Below are 15,134 nucleotides of genomic sequence, written 5' to 3'. Positions count from 1 at the left end.
TCCGGTTTCTATTTAAATAGCTATCGGAAGTCTTTTTTTATTTGATGATGTACTAGAAGTTGAATACTTTGAACTGCCATATAGATAGGGATGGACCAATACATCTTATATCCCTTGTCGAAGTGGAAGATTCCGATCTTTACTGTAAACCACTCCATTAAAAGGGAGAATGCGGTCCAGATCAAGATGTACGCAAGGTTCATGATCCCTTTAATTCTAATTTTACGATAGATATAAATAAAGAAATAACTATATGGTCCATACATGATGTAACTGATAAAATCTATCCCCTGATAGGCAGAACTATCGTTTACATCATAAAAGTCCCATGGCGGGATACTGATGGTATGATCATAGAACATGCCCACCCCTATTCCGTAAACGAAATAACTCAACCCTTCAAGAAAGGAGAAAATTTTTGGAGTGGCCCATATCAGCAAAAGAAGACCGATCAGACTAATGATGATGAACCATTCATTTAAATCGAAGGATCTCTCATATATCCTGTCCATGCCTTCCTTCCTCCTTCTTCTGGAAATAATATAGTCCCATCCCCATCCATATACATAATAGTAAATACAACCCATTGACGATAACTGTATTGAGTAAGCTCCAGTCTGGATAGGAAAGAGAATGAAAATACACGTGAAGGACGTCCAATATACTAATAAAAACCAAAAGACTTACATAACAAAGGATTTTTTCGCTTCTCCTTTTATAATTCATGTACCCATTCACCATGATCACACCCACCAAAGGTAAAATACATTCCCGGTTTATGAGGAGACTGATGAACTGAGTGACGTCCTCGGAAGCTTTCATCCACTCCAGGTTATTCGTCATGATGGTAATATAATTAGTGGAAATAATGGATAACACAATAAATTGAATAAAGTTAGCAGTAAATGAAAGTTTTTTCTTCATAAAAAGAGCAATGTATATCAATATGACCAAAACGGTAATAAAGAAAGGAAGCGACATAAGAATCTCCTTTACTTTTTTCATCATTCTTCCCTTAATCCCTTCTTCACATAACACTAGAAAGCACTAAGATGTTTGAATTATGTGACTTGGGGAAAATAAGGAAGAAGAAGCAAGGAGGTATATCGATGAGAAATGAAACGATTAACCCCAAATATGGGACAGATGAAATCAAAGAAATTTTCGTAGATGGATTGCAACGAGACTTGTCGACAGAAGAAGAAACACTTCTATCCGGATGGACCCGCACATTCGATAAGAGTGAGAGAGCAACCATCATCAATATGATGAAGGAATTACTTAATAAACATAAAAGACACGACTAAACAGCGTGCAAATTCAATTTGAAGCATGAAAAAGGCAGACCCTTCTTTAGGGCCTGCCTTTTCCATGCTCTATATGGAACTCGTCTTATATATCACTTGTTAATTCTAGTAGTTTATCGATGTCGACGCGATAGATGGGGCGATTGATATCTTCTTGGCCAAGTTCTACGGTATCTTCTAGTACTTCGTCTATATTCATACTTATAAATACCTCCCAAAGTTGTTAATATTAGAATGTGCAGAAAGATGATCCATCATCTTCACTATAAACTACGAATCCAACCATGTTTTCATGGGGGTACTTTCAAATATATCAGGTCGTTAATCGTATTCAAAAATCAGAAAGTTGAGTCAAATAATATTTTATGTTATCGTTATAAAACCATAGATTCTACTTAAATAGTAATAGATGGGTAGAATGGCTCTCTCCTTAAAGGAGGCATAATGATGAAACGATTTTCCATGCTTCACGTACCTAAGGATTTCAGGCATAGAGGACGACCAGCTGTTACCGTTCATGTCTTACATGTTCATAAAGAATTCTTTGCAATAGGTAAATCATTAAAGGGAAACGGTAAAGCTGCAAACAACAATGAAAAACTAGCCGCATATTATGCGTATCTAGATACATTAAAATAAGCGCTTATCTATATAGAAAAGCTGATCAGAACCTCATCTGATCAGCTTTTATGCGCTAATGGATTTTTTTATAACGGTATGTATTGACATACTTCAAAACCATTTCCATCCAAGTCACGAAATTTAAAATAGGTCACATCTTCATCTACTTCAATTTCCCCGACCTCCACATCCTTCTCCAAAAGCTTCAACCTCGTTTCTTCCAGGGCATCGGAAAAAAAAATGGGTGTGATTGATGAGGGACGGACCTTTCCTTCTTGAATCGTTAGAGTCGATTCCCCTACCCCGATTTTAAATACCAGATATTTTCCTGAATCAAAGATCTGCTCCAACTCCAATACCTCTTCATACCAGTGTTGAGCTTTCTTTAAATCATTCACTTGGATATGTACCGTGTCGATTTTGGAAAACAATGCACATTCCTCCCTCAGTTAATTTAATCTTTTAATAGAGACAAATGACCGACAATTTCCTTCGCATCACTTTTTCCCATCGGTGGAAGTGCGGTCACCGTCAAGGACCCCTCTTTTATTTCAGTTAACCCACTATCATGGATGCTGAAATAACCTTTCTTCTCTAACTTCTCCAGTTCACCCGTTTTCCCCTTTAAAACCACTTTTTTCATGCCCGTCTGCACCCATTCGATAAAATCAGACTGCCTGCTTTGGAAAGGAGAATCCTTTGACATCATCGTCAAAGTACTCAAGGTGGCGGCATGTGCCACTTGTGCTGCGGTCTTTCCTTTCGACATTGATAAATCTTTATTAACGATAAAATATTGAACAAGGTCCTTTTTCGACATATGCGTGATCATCCCATCATAAATGTATTCAGTACTATGGTATTATCCTAACACAATTACTTCCTTCTTAGTTTTACCTCATTATTATCAATCGAGACTATTCTGACCTTGTCCCCGATGTTGTAATCAAGGTATTCATCGCAATCCACTGAAAAGATATGACCATTATCAAATTTCATGGCACATGTAGAACCACTTTGAGGGGTATCCAGTTTTTCCCCCGACTTGATTCCTAACGGACCGTGTCCTTTCTTTGCGGGAAAATACTTCTCTTCGATTACTACCCAGTCACCTTTCGTACTCACCACTATTTTCAAAATCACTAAACACACCAGTGTTAAAACCAATAAACCCAGAATGCCTATTTTCAGCCTTAAGACTCTCATGCGAATCCCCTTTCCCATCATTTCAAATCAACAAAAGATTATATGTATGGGATAGGGTAATCATTCGAGTGTATTCTTTAAGAGTGACGACTTGCGTTTCTTGCATTTTTTTAAAAAGGGTTTTATAATCAAACTAACGACCGTTAGTTAGTTTAGAGGAGAGGGATCTTCGTGAGTGATAATAAAGTGTTGATAAAGAATGTGGCTCTCGATTTGTTTGGACAGAAGGGCTATGAAGATACTTCCTTGGCAGAAATCGCAAAAGAGGTTGGAATTAAAAAACCTTCTATTTATAATCATTTCCATAGTAAAGAGGATCTTTTTATCGAAGTACTAAAGGACTTGATTGAATCGGAAGTGACAGCGTATAGAAAAACGGAGGAAAACATGAATCAACAAGAGCCCCTCAAGAATATCAGGGTACTTTTCGATTTGTTTTGTCAACGATTGATGACAACGAAGGAAGCCTTACTGTGGAAAAGGGTGACCTTCTTTCCTCCTGAACAGTTTAAGGATTTTATACAGGAACAATTTATATATTTTGAAAAGGTGACCACCTCTATTTTAGTTTCTGTTTATAAAGAAGGGTTTACAAAGGAATTGTTTCAAGAGGTCACCGAGGATGAATTTGTGGCATCGTTTCTATGTCTCGTTGACGGTGTCTTTCTGGAGCATCATTATTACACAGAAAAAATATTTCAAAAACGAATCGAATCGGCTTGGAAAGTTTATGCACTTGGGATATCAAGCCAAAAAGGAGAGTAGCATCATGGGCTGGCTATATGTGATTATTGGGGGAATTCTTGAAATTGGCTGGGCAACGGGATTATCCCTTTCAGAAGGGTTTACAAAACCGGTGCCGAGTATCATTACGGCTTTTCTCATATTAGTGAGTTTTTACTTTTTTTCTCAGTCAATGAGACTCCTGCCAATCGGGACAGCATACGCAGTCTTCACCGGTATCGGCGCAGCAGGCACGGCTGTGGTTGGGATGTTGTTCTTGAATGATGGGATAAGCATATTGAAGATTGCCTTCATCTCTTTACTCATCTTCGGAGTCATTGGACTAAAGATGAGTGATAAAGAAGAAACAGATACGGGGGGTGGCTACTGATGGCATGGGTGTTTCTCATCTTTGCAGGATTCTCCGAAGTGATCATGGTGACGTTCATGAAGCTATCAGAAGGATATAAAAAGCTCCTCCCTTCCTTGATCAGTTTTACAGCAGGAGCCATGAGTTTTTATTTGTTGTCACTATCCCTTCTTGATATTCCCGTAAGCACAGGCTATGGAATTTGGACCGGTATCGGTTCTGCTGGTGCTGTACTCACGGGGATGATGTTTTTCAATGAAACAAAAGATGTGAAAAGGCTGTTTTTCATCTGCTGTATTGTTGGCAGCATCATCGGCTTAAAGATTGTCTCTTGAACATGAACCTTGGTCCAGTACTTCATTCATGGTGCTGGCCCTTTAGTTTATGATCCCGTGGCCTATAATATCGACTTTGATTGTTGGAACGATCGTGATCTCAGGATAAGCTTTATCCCAATTTACTTTTTCCCACGTTTTGGGATGGAACGCCATCAGCTCCCTTCCGATCCCGAATAAATCTGAGTTTGCCAGTTGAATCTTCTCTATCATCTCTTCTGCATCTTCTGTTAATTTCTTTGAAATCTCATCATTGAGCTTCTTTAATTTTTTCTTATCGGTTAATTTATCCTGGGGGAATTCGACGATGGATACTTCCATGTCTACGTTTATCCCAACCTGTATATTATCCGGTGCATCTGAAATGATTTTGAGCTTTGACTTGGATTCTGTCACATTATACGTAATATAATTATCCACGTTCAAACGTTTATCATTCTCTATTTTGGACACAAAACGGGCAAGCTTGGCCTTTTGGTTATTCATGATCAGAAATAATGATGATTCCTTAAACGTTAAAACACCGGATAATGAATTCTTATGGAAAATACCGGTACCGTCCAAAATGACCTCGCCATCCTTCAGTTTTAAAAGAGGCAGGGCAAAGTCTTTTCCTTCATCGAACATAAGTGTGCATACTGTTTGTAGATTCTGTTTCGGAACGCCCGTCGCGGATTCGGCACTCGTTAGTAATTCAATCATAAACTCAGATATGAGCACGTTCTTTTCACTCAATTTGGAGAGGATCTCTTCTCCATTCCCCTCTACGACAGCAAGTTTAGCAGAAATCGAACTGTTTGGATCACGATAAAAAATATCCAAAAACTTATAAATATCCTTTTTGGCCAGTTCTTCTCCTAATAAAAAGATGCGGTTTTTCGACGGCTCAAATGACCCGGAAATCTTTCTGTCCATGACCATTCGGGTTTCACGAATCGTCTTTCCTTCGCCTTGGACTATTGTATTCATGGGAGTTCCATTCTTGAAATCCCGGATGATGGCAGTGGCTCTGATGGTTTCATCATCCAGGAGATCAAAAGAAGATGAAAAAACAAGCCTTCCATTTTTAAGCAGTCTCTGATCCCAACAACCAGTTAAGAAAGGGAGAACAATAAGAAGAATACTGATAATGATCCATTGTTTTTTCATGCGTCTTCCCCTCTTTCTACTTTCTTGAAAAGATATGACACGCTTAATAATAAAACAGGTATCACCAAAATATAGAGATACGAAAGATTGATCACCATTTTATTATAGATTTCCATTTCTCCCTCTTTGCTTGGTATTAAAGCAATGACATAAGCAATCATTGCAAATAACACAGTATAAATGTAGCGTTTACGTTTAAACCACCTGAACGTTTGTATGCTCCCTTCTGTAGATAAAAAAAGATAACTTGTCAGGGAGGTGATGACATTGACGACCCATAAAGACATGAATACCAAATCAATCCTCTCAACAATCTGCAAATAAAGGGATTTCACAAAATACAGAACCGGTTGGGGAACGATGACGATTTCTTCAGGACTGAAGGTAATAAGGCTGACGATAGTGAGGAAAGTATACGTCAGTGTCACAAACAGGTTTGCAATCGATGCTGAATATAGGACAGAACGTTCACCATTGTGTTGAAAATATGGGAACAGAAAGAGCAGCAATTCAAACCCCAGCATGGAAAAGTATGCTTCTTTTGCGCCCTTTAATATCTGAATACCTCCGGCCTGCCCGATAGGTAATAAGTATCTCCATTCAATGGGATAAGTGACCAGCACCACTACAGAAATCAGAAGAAGAAAAAAAATCAGACTCGATACCACTACATATACATCGCTGATCGCAGCAACCTTTTCCTTCCCCAAATAGATTCCAGTGAATATCAATAGAAACATGACAATCCATTTTGGCGTAAGGGGAAGCACCCAAGTCTTTATGATGGCGGTCGCGTACATCAATATTAATGCCGTTACCAGCACCCCATATATAATAAAAGTAATATTCACAGTCGATCCCGCCACTTTCCCCAAAAGTAGCTTGGAATACTGAAAGAGAGACTTCTTTGGAAATCTCCTCCCCAATATCCAGAAAAGAACGATAAGGATCTGAACAATGAAACCGGCAAGCAAAACAGATAGCCATGCATCTGCCTTCGAAACAGAAAATACGCTGAATGGAAGCCCGAGAACCCCTACCCCGATTTGAGTTTGAATAATGAAGAATATTAGTTGGATGGAAGTAAGGTTAGTCTGAATCTTCATTTTTTTTCCATCTCCGGGAATCCGACGTTTTCCATCTGTATAATGTTTGTAAATCCTTCGGCCGCTTTTTCATCACCCATACCGGAAGCCGGATAAACGTATCTTTCAGCCCTTTAACATCAAATGGAGCTATTGGGTATAAATAATGATGACCCATCGACTTCAGATTGGACATGTGGATTAAGAGCAGCATCAGACCGATGACAATTCCAAGGACACCGAATAAAGCCGCTGCGATCATAAGCGGGAATCCCAGAATCCTCACAGTTGTGCTTAGCTCATTGGAAGGTATGACAAAAGAAGAAATCGCTGTGATGGCTACGACAATAACCATCGTATTGGAAACCAGATTGGCTTCTACAACTGCGGTCCCAATGACCAGACCACCTACAACCCCGATGGTTTGGGCAATCGGATTGGGAAGCCGTATCGCTGCTTCACGCAGCAATTCCAGGGTAAGCTGCATGATCGCCGCCTCAATCAATGGTGGAAAGGGCACATATTCAAGTGAGCTTTTAATCGAAAAGATGATTTCAACTGGGATGATTTCATAATTATAGGAAATCACCGCTATATAAAAAGCTGGTAAGCATAGGGTGGCAATGAAACTGATCAGCCTGATGAAACGAATAAAGGACCCAATAAATGCGCGATTATTATAATCCTCCGATGTTTGAAAAAAGCTGAAAAAGTTCACAGGAAAAATGAGCACCGTCGGACTCCCTTCCATTACCATGGCCACTCTCCCCTCCATCAGGTTTCCCACTACACGGTCCGGGCGTTCGGTGTTCAAAAACTGTGGGAATGGGGAAAATGAATTATCTTCGAGAAACTCTTCAAAATACCCTGGTGATTGTATCGAATCGCTGTCAATATAGCTGATCCGGTCCTCTATGGTATTCACTATTTCCATATTTGTCAGATCGGATATATAGACAAGAGAGTACTTCGTTCTTGTCGTCTCCCCTACACTCGAATATTTCACGGTCAACTTTGGGCTGGAGATCCTTTCACGAATGAGATGGATATTTTCCGAAATATTTTCACTGAATCCCTGGTGGGATCCCCTAATCACCTTCTCATTAACGGGCTCGTACCGATTAGAGACGAACTTTGGCATACTTATAAAAGTAATCCATTCACTATCTTCCTGTAAGATGACACAGTGCCCATCAACCATCGAACTCAGCGCCTCTTCTAAATGAAGTGTTTCATTCACACTATTACTACTTACTGAATCTTTAACTGTGCCACCCTCTTTCTCTAGGAGGGGCTTGATGATATATGTCTGTAAACTCCTATTATCAATGACAGAATCTATAAATAGGATGATCATTCTTTTTTCATTAAAGGTTAAATCTCTTATTTTCAAATCATCCGTGTGAAATAGACCTTTCTGAAAATAGGACACCTTCTCCTCCAATGTATGGGTTTCCATCGTCACTTCTTCTTTTTCTGAAAGGAGCTGCTTCGGTTTTCTTATATTCTTTTTGTAAAAGGAACTCATATTTGCACCTTCAGTCAGAATCATTTCTTACTATGCTTCCCAAAGATGCTGCCCTTATGCATTTTCACCTGCTGTATTATCGTCGTTTCCATATAGCCTTCATACTCATGCTTAAAATAATTCTTCATCAACTTAGATATTAGTAGGGGTTCCTTTTGATTTTTTGATATACTTAATCAGATAAACTAGTCGAGAGGCAGAGGTGAACAGGTTGACCAAGAAAAAAATGTATTCGTGGAGCTTACAAATACTTATCATTCTTACGATTATCTATGTTTCAACGAAGATCTCCTTTTTGTTTGAACCGATTGTCGTTTTTGCATCTACTTTATTTTTTCCGATCATCATTTCCGGGTTTCTTTATTTTCTACTGAATCCATTAGTCAATCTTCTCGTTAAAGCAAGGCTGCCGAGAACGATTGCAATCATCGTACTTTATGCTGCGATCATCGGGGCGTTGGTGTTGATCATTGGAAATATTGCACCTGTCATTACCCGTCAGGTCACAGCTCTATTCAATGCCCTGCCTGAATATGCAACGCAAACGAGGAACTTCATTGAATATCTGTCTGAAACAGACCAGTTTAAGTGGATGATGAATCAGGATTATGTATCATTGAAAGATATCGAGAATCAGTTGGTGGATTTCGCCAATACATTGCCTGATAATATTACAACAGCTTTAAAGGGATTATTGAGTGTTTTGACGAGCATTACCATACTCATTGTAACCGTGCCTTTTCTACTGTTCTTTATGTTCAAGGACGGTCATAAGTTTCCTAAGGCTATTTCAAAATTTTTGCCCCCTGCTTACCGTGAGGAAGGAATCAACACGTTAAAAGATACGAGTGAAACACTTGCTGCATACATACAGGGTCAATTGACCGTCGCTTCGTTTGTAGGGACTTTGACCTTTATCGGTTATTTAATCATCGGGTTGCCTTATGCACTCGTGATGGCACTGATCGGAGCCGTCACAAACATCATCCCATTCATCGGTCCGTTCATCGGCGCAGCACCAGCCATTATCATCGCGTTGTTTGACTCACCGACAAAGGCGATACTTGTCGCAGTGGTGGTCACGATTGCGCAGCAAATTGAAGGGAATTTACTTTCACCCCTTATTTTGGGCAAACGATTGGATACCCATCCTGCGACGATCATCATATTATTACTTGTTGCAGGTAACTTAGCCGGAATACTCGGCATGATCCTAGCCGTACCCACCTACGCCGTATCGAAAACGATTGTATTGAATTTAGTGAAGTTCATTAAGCTGAGAAGATCTTCCATACAGGAGTGAACACTAGAGACAACCGGGCCATGGCCCGGTTGTTTTATTGTAGAAGGTTATTCCGTTCTTACATATTTTTAAATATAATCAGGAGCAAATGAGTCCTGACATTCCACCACCACAACGCAAATAAAAAGAAGCAATCCCCTAGGAGGTTGCTTCTCTCATCACGTCATTTCTTTTTAAATAGTTTATCGGACGCCCCCTTCACGGCTTTACTTGCTGTATCAACGGTTTTCCCGACCATTTTATTTCCAGTGTTGCTTACGTTTTTCACAAAGTCTGCTGATGTATCCGATACTTTCCCCACCAATCCGCCTTCACCGCTCACACTCTTTATGATTCCGTTTGCTGTATCTGCGGTTTTGTTCAGGAGTTCACTTGCCTGCTTCGAAGTGTTCTTTACAAAATCCCCTGACATGTTGCGTTTATCCTCATTCATGATGATTCTCCTCCCTGGAAAAAGACTCATCACTATCCCTATGTGAAGGAAGGTCGAAGTATGCAGGATGATTGAAAACTACTTGGGATTAGCCAAATAGTTTGTAGGGATTTTGTACTCTTGAATCACACCATCTTTTTTTTCTACCCGGTAAGCCGATGCATGTGGTCTTGAACTCACCGCTTTGGAAAGTTCTCCTTCAATAAAATGCAAAGCTGCTCCATCATCAGCAGCAAAGCCGTCCTTCAATTCCCCACTCTCAATATAAGAATGATACAGGGGACGACGATTTTCTTCTCCATCATAATGAGGGGAGTGACTGCCTTCTATCAAACCCAATCCCTTGATGGTCTCAAGTCCATCTCCGTATGAATCGGTGGTTCCTTCTTCGAACCAGCAGATCGATCCAGCACTTAATCCGGCAAGAATGATTCCTGATTTCCATGCCTGCCTTAGAATCGAGTCAATTCCCCACTCCCTCCATAAGGCGAGCATATTCTTCGTATTTCCCCCTCCTACATAAATAATATCTTTTTCAAGTAGGAACCCTTCTAAATCCCTAGTGGAGGGTTTGAATAAAGACAGGTGAGAAGGTTCACATGACAGGGAATTAAAAGCTTTATAAAAGCGTTCAATATAATTTTCTGCATCTCCGCTTGCTGTCGGAAGAAAACACACCTTTGGTTCGGATGCTTTAGACTGATTTATTATGTACTGATCCAATAACAGGTTATCAGGTTCCATTGAGAAACCTCCACCACCCATTGCAATAATTTGTTTCATTAGCTACCCCACTCTCTATTTGGTTGGTATTTCTATTTTACCAAATGAATGACGTTGGCGGTGATAACGGTTGAGAATATTTACACCCACTAAACGTTCAAACCCCTTATCGCCTTGATAGAGGGTTTTTCATACCTATTATTTAACGCCTTCTTTTTTGTTCTTCAAACTGGTCTCTTTCTGAAAGGAAAGGAACAAGCCATACGTCATGACGAGCAGGATAATCCCGAGGGGCAGAGCGGTGATGATTGTAGCCGCCTGTAATCCACTGATGCCGCCAGTTCCCATTAAAATAGCTGCGATAGCAGCCAAGACGATTCCCCAGCTGAATTTAACAAAGAATGGTGGGTTCAGACTTCCATTAGATGTTTGCATACCCAACACAAAGGTGGCAGAATCAGCTGAAGTAACAAAAAATGTAATGATCAGAAATAGAGAGATGATCGACAAAACCCCACTTAAAGGCATCTGATCATACACATAAAATAATGCCGTTTCCAGACTTTGACCTGCTACGTCCATTCCCTGTACAAAATCATAGTACAATCCAGTTCCTCCGAATACCCCAAACCATAGAGAGCAAACGATGGTAGGGACGATGATGACCGCTATGATGAATTCACGGACAGTCCTACCTTTTGATACCCTGGCAATGAACGTCCCCACGAAAGGTGTCCATGAGATCCACCATGCCCAATAAAAAATCGTCCAGTCCTTCACCCACTGGTTATTTTCTACGTTAAATGGAGAAAAGCGCAATCCCATACTCGGCAGATTCTGTACATAGCTTCCAAACGTGGTCAAAAATAATTCCAGTACGAATTGTGAAGGTCCTACGATAAGGAAAACAATGAATAACAAAACTGCAAGAATCATATTGGCATTACTCAAATATTTTATTCCTTTGGATAAACCCGTAGAAGCGGACGTAATATAAAGAACTGTAGCAATCCCCATGATGATTAGCTGAATGTTAAAACTTATCGGTACATCCATAAGATAATGGAGACCACTGTTGATTTGTTGTGCTCCTATCCCCAGTGATATGGCTACTCCGAAAATAGTGGCAAATACAGCAATGATATCCACGATGTAACCGATCGGACCTTTCGCTCTATCACCGATAACCGGATACAGAGTAGCGCTCATTAATCCAGGCATCCCCTTCCTGAACTTGTAATAGGCCAACGCCAGTGCGACCACGGCATATATGGCCCATGCATGGAATCCCCAGTGAAGATATGTATATCTTAACCCGACCTTGGCTGATTCAATGGTCCCGCCTTTTCCGAAAGGAGGGGTGGCATAATGTGAAACAGGTTCAGAAACCCCGTAAAAGAGGAGTCCGATTCCCATTCCTGCACTGAACAGCATGGCAAACCAGGTCAATGTAGAGTATTCCGGTCTGTCCGTGTCTTTCCCCAGTCGGATCTTCCCATACTTACTTAGGGCAAAAAAGATGGCGACGATAAAAAAGAATGTGGCTGAAAATTGATAAAACCAGCCGAATTTATCAAGAAGGACCCCTTGAGTATTTGTCATGACATCGACTAACATTTGAGGAAAAAGGACTCCCCATAAAACAAAGATCACGCCGATCGAAATCGCGATCCAAAACATCCTTGTGAAATTTTTCAACTTGCTTCCCCCTCGGTTCCAATTGTGACTCAACTTATGTAATGAAAAATAAAGGCATGAACTTAGTGATACCCTTTTATACAACAAGCTAAACTAGTAAGTAAATGGTAACCGGAAACTGAATGAGAATGATAAAAAAGTAATATTCGTGTATTTTTTTTTCATATCTGGGCAAATTAAGGTAGAGGGAGGTGATCATGATGACGAACAATAACAACAAAAAGCCGCAACAACAAAAAAATGAAGCAGAATTTGCTCAAGAGCAAAACGCTTCTGAAAGAGCTAAAAAAGCTTCTAAACAACAAAACCAACAAAATAAATAATCTAACATAGTAATAAAAACCGATACTTAAAAGGAGATCAGTCAAGCGACTGGTCTCTTTCATTATTTATTGAACCCTTTAATTCGATTAATCATATTAAAAAGCCTCCCCGAAATTTCCGGGAAGGTTCATCATTCGTGCTATTTCTTGAGCAAAAAGTGATTTCCTACCTTTTATATGGATCGCTTTTTTTGAACGGTTTGTATGCAACCAACACGGCAATCACAGCTGAAGCTCCATTTATCAAGGTTCCGATCACGGGAGAACCCTTATAACCGGTACCGTCGTACATATAGGTGATAATCAGACCTGTTATAATACTCAATATGAGACTTATCCCGAGGAATACCCCTATAAAAATAAAAAATTTCTTCGCATTCTTCCACAAAATTAAACACTCCAATGCAATGGATCATGCCCTAATCTGTACAGAGAGAAAAATGAACAGATTAAAATGGGCAATTTTTTATTCCTTCATTTTCTGAGAAGATAAATCAGTTGAAACCTCAAGTCTTGATTTTCCCATAAGGAACACAAACACTAATGCTATCCCAAGGGGAATCAATGCATAGGCAAAAGTCGTTGTAATGGAATCAGACATAGCGTTCGTGATTTTAGTAAGAACGAAATCCGGGATCTTTTCACGCATTTCGGGTTCAAAAATACTCCTTGGATCACCTTGGAAGCTCCCTCCTGCTTCCTGTCCCTTGAAGGCATTTTCAAGATTAGAGGCAAAGAGTTTTGTTTGCAGCGTCCCATAGACCGTTATCCCGATGGTCATCCCAAGTGAACGAAAAAAAGCGTTCGTCGAGTTGGCAGATCCTCTAAACCGCGGATCAAGTTTATGGATCGTTGCATTGGGCAGTAATGAAAATGAGAAACCTACACCAAAACCACTTATGACCATATAGAGCGTCAACAACCATCTATTTGTATCTGGCCCCATCGTCGCGAGTAACACCATGCCGGCGATAAAGGAAATGATGGAAACCCACATGATATTACGATAACTTGTTTTCGTCATTCGTATGCCCGCAACGGCACTGCCTGCTACAGAACCGAGCATCAACGGTGTCAGAATCAATCCGGCATTTGTTGCAGATCCACCATATACAGCCTGAACAAAGATCGGAATCAGTATGGTCAAGATAATGAATGCAGCCCCATACAGAAAAGCGAGGGCCTGTGCTGACGCGAACAGCGGACTTTTAAACATCCAAAATGAAATAATCGGTTCAGATGCCCTTCGTTCGATCCATAAGAAACTCATAAAAAAGATAAAGAATGATGCAAACAATCCAATGATTTGCCACGACGCCCAAGGGAATTCCTTTCCGCCGAATTCAAGGGCAAACATGAGACTGACAACCGCTATCACCAGGGTGATCGCCCCTCCCCAATCAATTCGCTGATCGGATCGTTGTGGGGATTCTTTATATGCCGTTGTAATAAAAAAGAGCGACAGGAGACCAATCGGTACATTGACATAGAAGATCCAATGCCAGCTTAAATGATCCGTTAAAAATGCTCCGATCAGGGGACCGAATACGGATGCGGATCCAAATACTGCACCCAGGAGTCCTGTCATCTTCCCGCGTTTTTCGGGTGGGAATAAATCAAACACAATGGTAAAGGCGATTGGCAGCAATGCTCCGCCCCCAATTCCTTGAATCGCCCGGAAAATGCTTAACTGAACGATATCCTGTGCAATCCCACACAGTGCGGATCCAATTAAGAAAATCGAGAGACCGAATATGTAAAATCTCTTTCTGCCATACATGTCAGACAGCTTACCGAAAATCGGCATCCCGGCCATGACCGCTACCATGTAGGCGCTTGTGACCCAGACAAACTTGTCCAGTCCGCCCAGATCTGACACGATGGATCCCAATGCTGTTGCTACAATGGTATTATCCATGGCTGACATAAGGATCCCTAACAATAAGCCGGCAAGTGCCAGTTTCATATTACTATCTTTTGCCACCAATACGATCATCCTCCATAAACAAAGTTATAACGTCTATTTCATTATAGAACTTTCCATCTGATTGTCCACATAGACTTTCCTATAGAGCAAAAAAGGGTTCAACGTCAAATGTTGGGGTGGAGTGAATTTTGCTCCACCCTTAACCAATATGTGAACCCAATCTTTTATACTTATGTGTTAATAGTATTTTCGCTCGAAAACGCGTAAAGCTTCGAAACCCAAATGCGTTTCGCTTCATCACTTTCGTTAGGTTATTGATTCCCTCCAAGAAGCCATTGGAATAGTTGTACATAAAGCTATTTAATATTTCAATCTGCCAATTCTTTAAGGTTTGCGCTGCTTT

The 15,134-nt window shown here is 40.4% G+C and carries 21 protein-coding genes; 7 read left to right on the top strand and 14 right to left on the bottom strand.

The annotated features are described in order from the left end of the window. Nucleotides 1-20 precede the first annotated feature (20 nt). Both AM506_RS07510 and AM506_RS07505 read right to left on the bottom strand, forming a co-directional pair. A complete protein-coding gene (locus AM506_RS07510; protein WP_060671886.1) occupies nucleotides 21-512 on the bottom strand; it encodes a hypothetical protein in 492 nt (163 codons plus the stop codon). Beyond that, nucleotides 496-1,005 carry a hypothetical protein gene (locus tag AM506_RS07505; RefSeq protein ID WP_060671885.1) on the bottom strand — a complete coding sequence of 170 codons (510 nt, stop codon included), beginning with the start codon at nucleotides 1,003-1,005 and terminating at the stop codon, nucleotides 496-498. The genes AM506_RS07510 and AM506_RS07505 overlap by 17 nt, the downstream gene beginning before the upstream one ends. Before the next feature lie 104 nt (nucleotides 1,006-1,109). Here AM506_RS07505 and AM506_RS07500 point away from each other — a divergent pair, with 104 nt between their 5' ends. Beyond that, on the top strand, nucleotides 1,110-1,307 hold the full coding sequence (locus tag AM506_RS07500; protein ID WP_235576072.1) for a hypothetical protein: 198 nt from the start codon (nucleotides 1,110-1,112) through the stop codon (nucleotides 1,305-1,307). Between the two features lie 447 nt (nucleotides 1,308-1,754). Next, complete coding sequence (locus AM506_RS07495; RefSeq protein WP_060671883.1) at nucleotides 1,755-1,946, top strand: hypothetical protein; 192 nt, start codon at nucleotides 1,755-1,757, stop codon at nucleotides 1,944-1,946. 68 nt (nucleotides 1,947-2,014) lie between these two features. Here the strand turns inward: AM506_RS07495 and AM506_RS07490 are convergent, their stop codons facing one another. Genes AM506_RS07490 through AM506_RS07480 form a run of 3 tightly spaced genes read right to left on the bottom strand, consistent with a single transcriptional unit; the run spans nucleotide 2,015 to nucleotide 3,134 of the window. Then, nucleotides 2,015-2,359 carry a VOC family protein gene (locus AM506_RS07490; protein WP_060671882.1) on the bottom strand — a complete coding sequence of 115 codons (345 nt, stop codon included), beginning with the start codon at nucleotides 2,357-2,359 and terminating at the stop codon, nucleotides 2,015-2,017. A 23-nt stretch (nucleotides 2,360-2,382) separates the two neighbouring features. Next, entirely contained in the window at nucleotides 2,383-2,748 is a 366-nt protein-coding gene (locus tag AM506_RS07485) for an aminoacyl-tRNA hydrolase (RefSeq protein ID WP_060671881.1), read from the bottom strand. Nucleotides 2,749-2,804: 56 nt separating this feature from the next. After that, nucleotides 2,805-3,134 carry a hypothetical protein gene (locus tag AM506_RS07480; protein ID WP_060671880.1) on the bottom strand — a complete coding sequence of 110 codons (330 nt, stop codon included), beginning with the start codon at nucleotides 3,132-3,134 and terminating at the stop codon, nucleotides 2,805-2,807. Nucleotides 3,135-3,305: 171 nt separating this feature from the next. Here AM506_RS07480 and AM506_RS07475 point away from each other — a divergent pair, with 171 nt between their 5' ends. The 3 genes from AM506_RS07475 to AM506_RS07465 are packed head-to-tail and all read left to right on the top strand — an operon-like array spanning nucleotide 3,306 to nucleotide 4,562. Then, entirely contained in the window at nucleotides 3,306-3,899 is a 594-nt protein-coding gene (locus AM506_RS07475; RefSeq protein WP_060671879.1) for a TetR/AcrR family transcriptional regulator, read from the top strand. Nucleotides 3,900-3,903: 4 nt separating this feature from the next. Next, complete coding sequence (locus tag AM506_RS07470) at nucleotides 3,904-4,248, top strand: DMT family transporter (protein ID WP_060671878.1); 345 nt, start codon at nucleotides 3,904-3,906, stop codon at nucleotides 4,246-4,248. After that, nucleotides 4,248-4,562, top strand: a complete 315-nt coding sequence (locus tag AM506_RS07465; RefSeq protein WP_060671877.1) for a DMT family transporter — start codon at nucleotides 4,248-4,250, stop codon at nucleotides 4,560-4,562. The genes AM506_RS07470 and AM506_RS07465 overlap by 1 nt, the downstream gene beginning before the upstream one ends. 42 nt (nucleotides 4,563-4,604) lie before the next feature. Here AM506_RS07465 and AM506_RS07460 read toward each other — a convergent pair whose 3' ends face one another. Genes AM506_RS07460 through AM506_RS07450 form a run of 3 tightly spaced genes read right to left on the bottom strand, consistent with a single transcriptional unit; the run spans nucleotide 4,605 to nucleotide 8,348 of the window. After that, a complete protein-coding gene (locus AM506_RS07460; protein ID WP_060671876.1) occupies nucleotides 4,605-5,711 on the bottom strand; it encodes a Ger(x)C family spore germination protein in 1,107 nt (368 codons plus the stop codon). Then, nucleotides 5,708-6,817, bottom strand: coding sequence for a GerAB/ArcD/ProY family transporter (locus AM506_RS07455; RefSeq protein ID WP_060671875.1), 1,110 nt, complete (start codon nucleotides 6,815-6,817; stop codon nucleotides 5,708-5,710). The genes AM506_RS07460 and AM506_RS07455 overlap by 4 nt, the downstream gene beginning before the upstream one ends. Further along, nucleotides 6,801-8,348, bottom strand: a complete 1,548-nt coding sequence (locus AM506_RS07450; protein WP_060671874.1) for a spore germination protein — start codon at nucleotides 8,346-8,348, stop codon at nucleotides 6,801-6,803. The genes AM506_RS07455 and AM506_RS07450 overlap by 17 nt, the downstream gene beginning before the upstream one ends. A gap of 187 nt (nucleotides 8,349-8,535) precedes the next feature. Between AM506_RS07450 and AM506_RS07445 the strand changes: the two genes are divergently transcribed. After that, nucleotides 8,536-9,627 carry an AI-2E family transporter gene (locus AM506_RS07445; protein WP_060671873.1) on the top strand — a complete coding sequence of 364 codons (1,092 nt, stop codon included), beginning with the start codon at nucleotides 8,536-8,538 and terminating at the stop codon, nucleotides 9,625-9,627. Between the two features lie 163 nt (nucleotides 9,628-9,790). On the opposite strand, the gene AM506_RS07440 is transcribed toward AM506_RS07445, so the two are convergent. The 3 genes from AM506_RS07440 to AM506_RS07430 form a co-directional block, all read right to left on the bottom strand. Continuing rightward, nucleotides 9,791-10,060 (bottom strand): hypothetical protein, encoded by a 270-nt coding sequence (locus AM506_RS07440; RefSeq protein ID WP_060671872.1) that lies wholly within the window; start codon nucleotides 10,058-10,060, stop codon nucleotides 9,791-9,793. A 78-nt stretch (nucleotides 10,061-10,138) separates the two neighbouring features. Further along, nucleotides 10,139-10,843, bottom strand: a complete 705-nt coding sequence (locus tag AM506_RS07435; RefSeq protein WP_060671871.1) for a peptidase E — start codon at nucleotides 10,841-10,843, stop codon at nucleotides 10,139-10,141. A gap of 138 nt (nucleotides 10,844-10,981) precedes the next feature. Next, complete coding sequence (locus AM506_RS07430; protein ID WP_060671870.1) at nucleotides 10,982-12,481, bottom strand: glycine betaine uptake BCCT transporter; 1,500 nt, start codon at nucleotides 12,479-12,481, stop codon at nucleotides 10,982-10,984. Between the two features lie 200 nt (nucleotides 12,482-12,681). Between AM506_RS07430 and AM506_RS23300 the strand changes: the two genes are divergently transcribed. After that, nucleotides 12,682-12,804 carry a hypothetical protein gene (locus tag AM506_RS23300; protein ID WP_268788382.1) on the top strand — a complete coding sequence of 41 codons (123 nt, stop codon included), beginning with the start codon at nucleotides 12,682-12,684 and terminating at the stop codon, nucleotides 12,802-12,804. A 166-nt stretch (nucleotides 12,805-12,970) separates the two neighbouring features. Here AM506_RS23300 and AM506_RS22705 read toward each other — a convergent pair whose 3' ends face one another. The 3 genes from AM506_RS22705 to AM506_RS07415 all read right to left on the bottom strand — a co-directional run. Next, complete coding sequence (locus AM506_RS22705) at nucleotides 12,971-13,129, bottom strand: hypothetical protein (protein WP_160316858.1); 159 nt, start codon at nucleotides 13,127-13,129, stop codon at nucleotides 12,971-12,973. 141 nt (nucleotides 13,130-13,270) lie between these two features. After that, nucleotides 13,271-14,791 (bottom strand): MDR family MFS transporter, encoded by a 1,521-nt coding sequence (locus tag AM506_RS07420; protein WP_060672150.1) that lies wholly within the window; start codon nucleotides 14,789-14,791, stop codon nucleotides 13,271-13,273. A gap of 139 nt (nucleotides 14,792-14,930) precedes the next feature. Beyond that, nucleotides 14,931-15,134, bottom strand: a 204-nt coding sequence (locus AM506_RS07415; RefSeq protein WP_160316857.1) for a transposase, incomplete at its 5' end; no start/stop codon positions are given.

Source organism: Rossellomorea vietnamensis, from assembly GCF_001305855.1.
GTDB lineage: Bacteria > Bacillota > Bacilli > Bacillales > Bacillaceae_B > Rossellomorea > Rossellomorea vietnamensis_A.
The sequence above is the reverse complement of the archived record's forward strand: the minus strand, read 5'-3'. Positions and strand labels throughout refer to the sequence as shown.

Bases quoted from the DNA above. Each gene is read 5' to 3' on its own strand.
- AM506_RS07510 (WP_060671886.1), bottom strand. From the start codon at position 512: ATGGACAGGATATATGAGAGATCCTTCGATTTAAATGAATGGTTCATC.
- AM506_RS07505 (WP_060671885.1), bottom strand. From the start codon at position 1,005: ATGAAAAAAGTAAAGGAGATTCTTATGTCGCTTCCTTTCTTTATTACC.
- AM506_RS07500 (WP_235576072.1), top strand. From the start codon at position 1,110: ATGAGAAATGAAACGATTAACCCCAAATATGGGACAGATGAAATCAAA.
- AM506_RS07495 (WP_060671883.1), top strand. From the start codon at position 1,755: ATGAAACGATTTTCCATGCTTCACGTACCTAAGGATTTCAGGCATAGA.
- AM506_RS07485 (WP_060671881.1), bottom strand. From the start codon at position 2,748: ATGTCGAAAAAGGACCTTGTTCAATATTTTATCGTTAATAAAGATTTA.
- AM506_RS07480 (WP_060671880.1), bottom strand. From the start codon at position 3,134: ATGAGAGTCTTAAGGCTGAAAATAGGCATTCTGGGTTTATTGGTTTTA.
- AM506_RS07470 (WP_060671878.1), top strand. From the start codon at position 3,904: ATGGGCTGGCTATATGTGATTATTGGGGGAATTCTTGAAATTGGCTGG.
- AM506_RS07465 (WP_060671877.1), top strand. From the start codon at position 4,248: ATGGCATGGGTGTTTCTCATCTTTGCAGGATTCTCCGAAGTGATCATG.
- AM506_RS07460 (WP_060671876.1), bottom strand. From the start codon at position 5,711: ATGAAAAAACAATGGATCATTATCAGTATTCTTCTTATTGTTCTCCCT.
- AM506_RS07455 (WP_060671875.1), bottom strand. From the start codon at position 6,817: ATGAAGATTCAGACTAACCTTACTTCCATCCAACTAATATTCTTCATT.
- AM506_RS07450 (WP_060671874.1), bottom strand. From the start codon at position 8,348: ATGATTCTGACTGAAGGTGCAAATATGAGTTCCTTTTACAAAAAGAAT.
- AM506_RS07440 (WP_060671872.1), bottom strand. From the start codon at position 10,060: ATGAATGAGGATAAACGCAACATGTCAGGGGATTTTGTAAAGAACACT.
- AM506_RS07435 (WP_060671871.1), bottom strand. From the start codon at position 10,843: ATGAAACAAATTATTGCAATGGGTGGTGGAGGTTTCTCAATGGAACCT.
- AM506_RS23300 (WP_268788382.1), top strand. From the start codon at position 12,682: ATGACGAACAATAACAACAAAAAGCCGCAACAACAAAAAAATGAAGCA.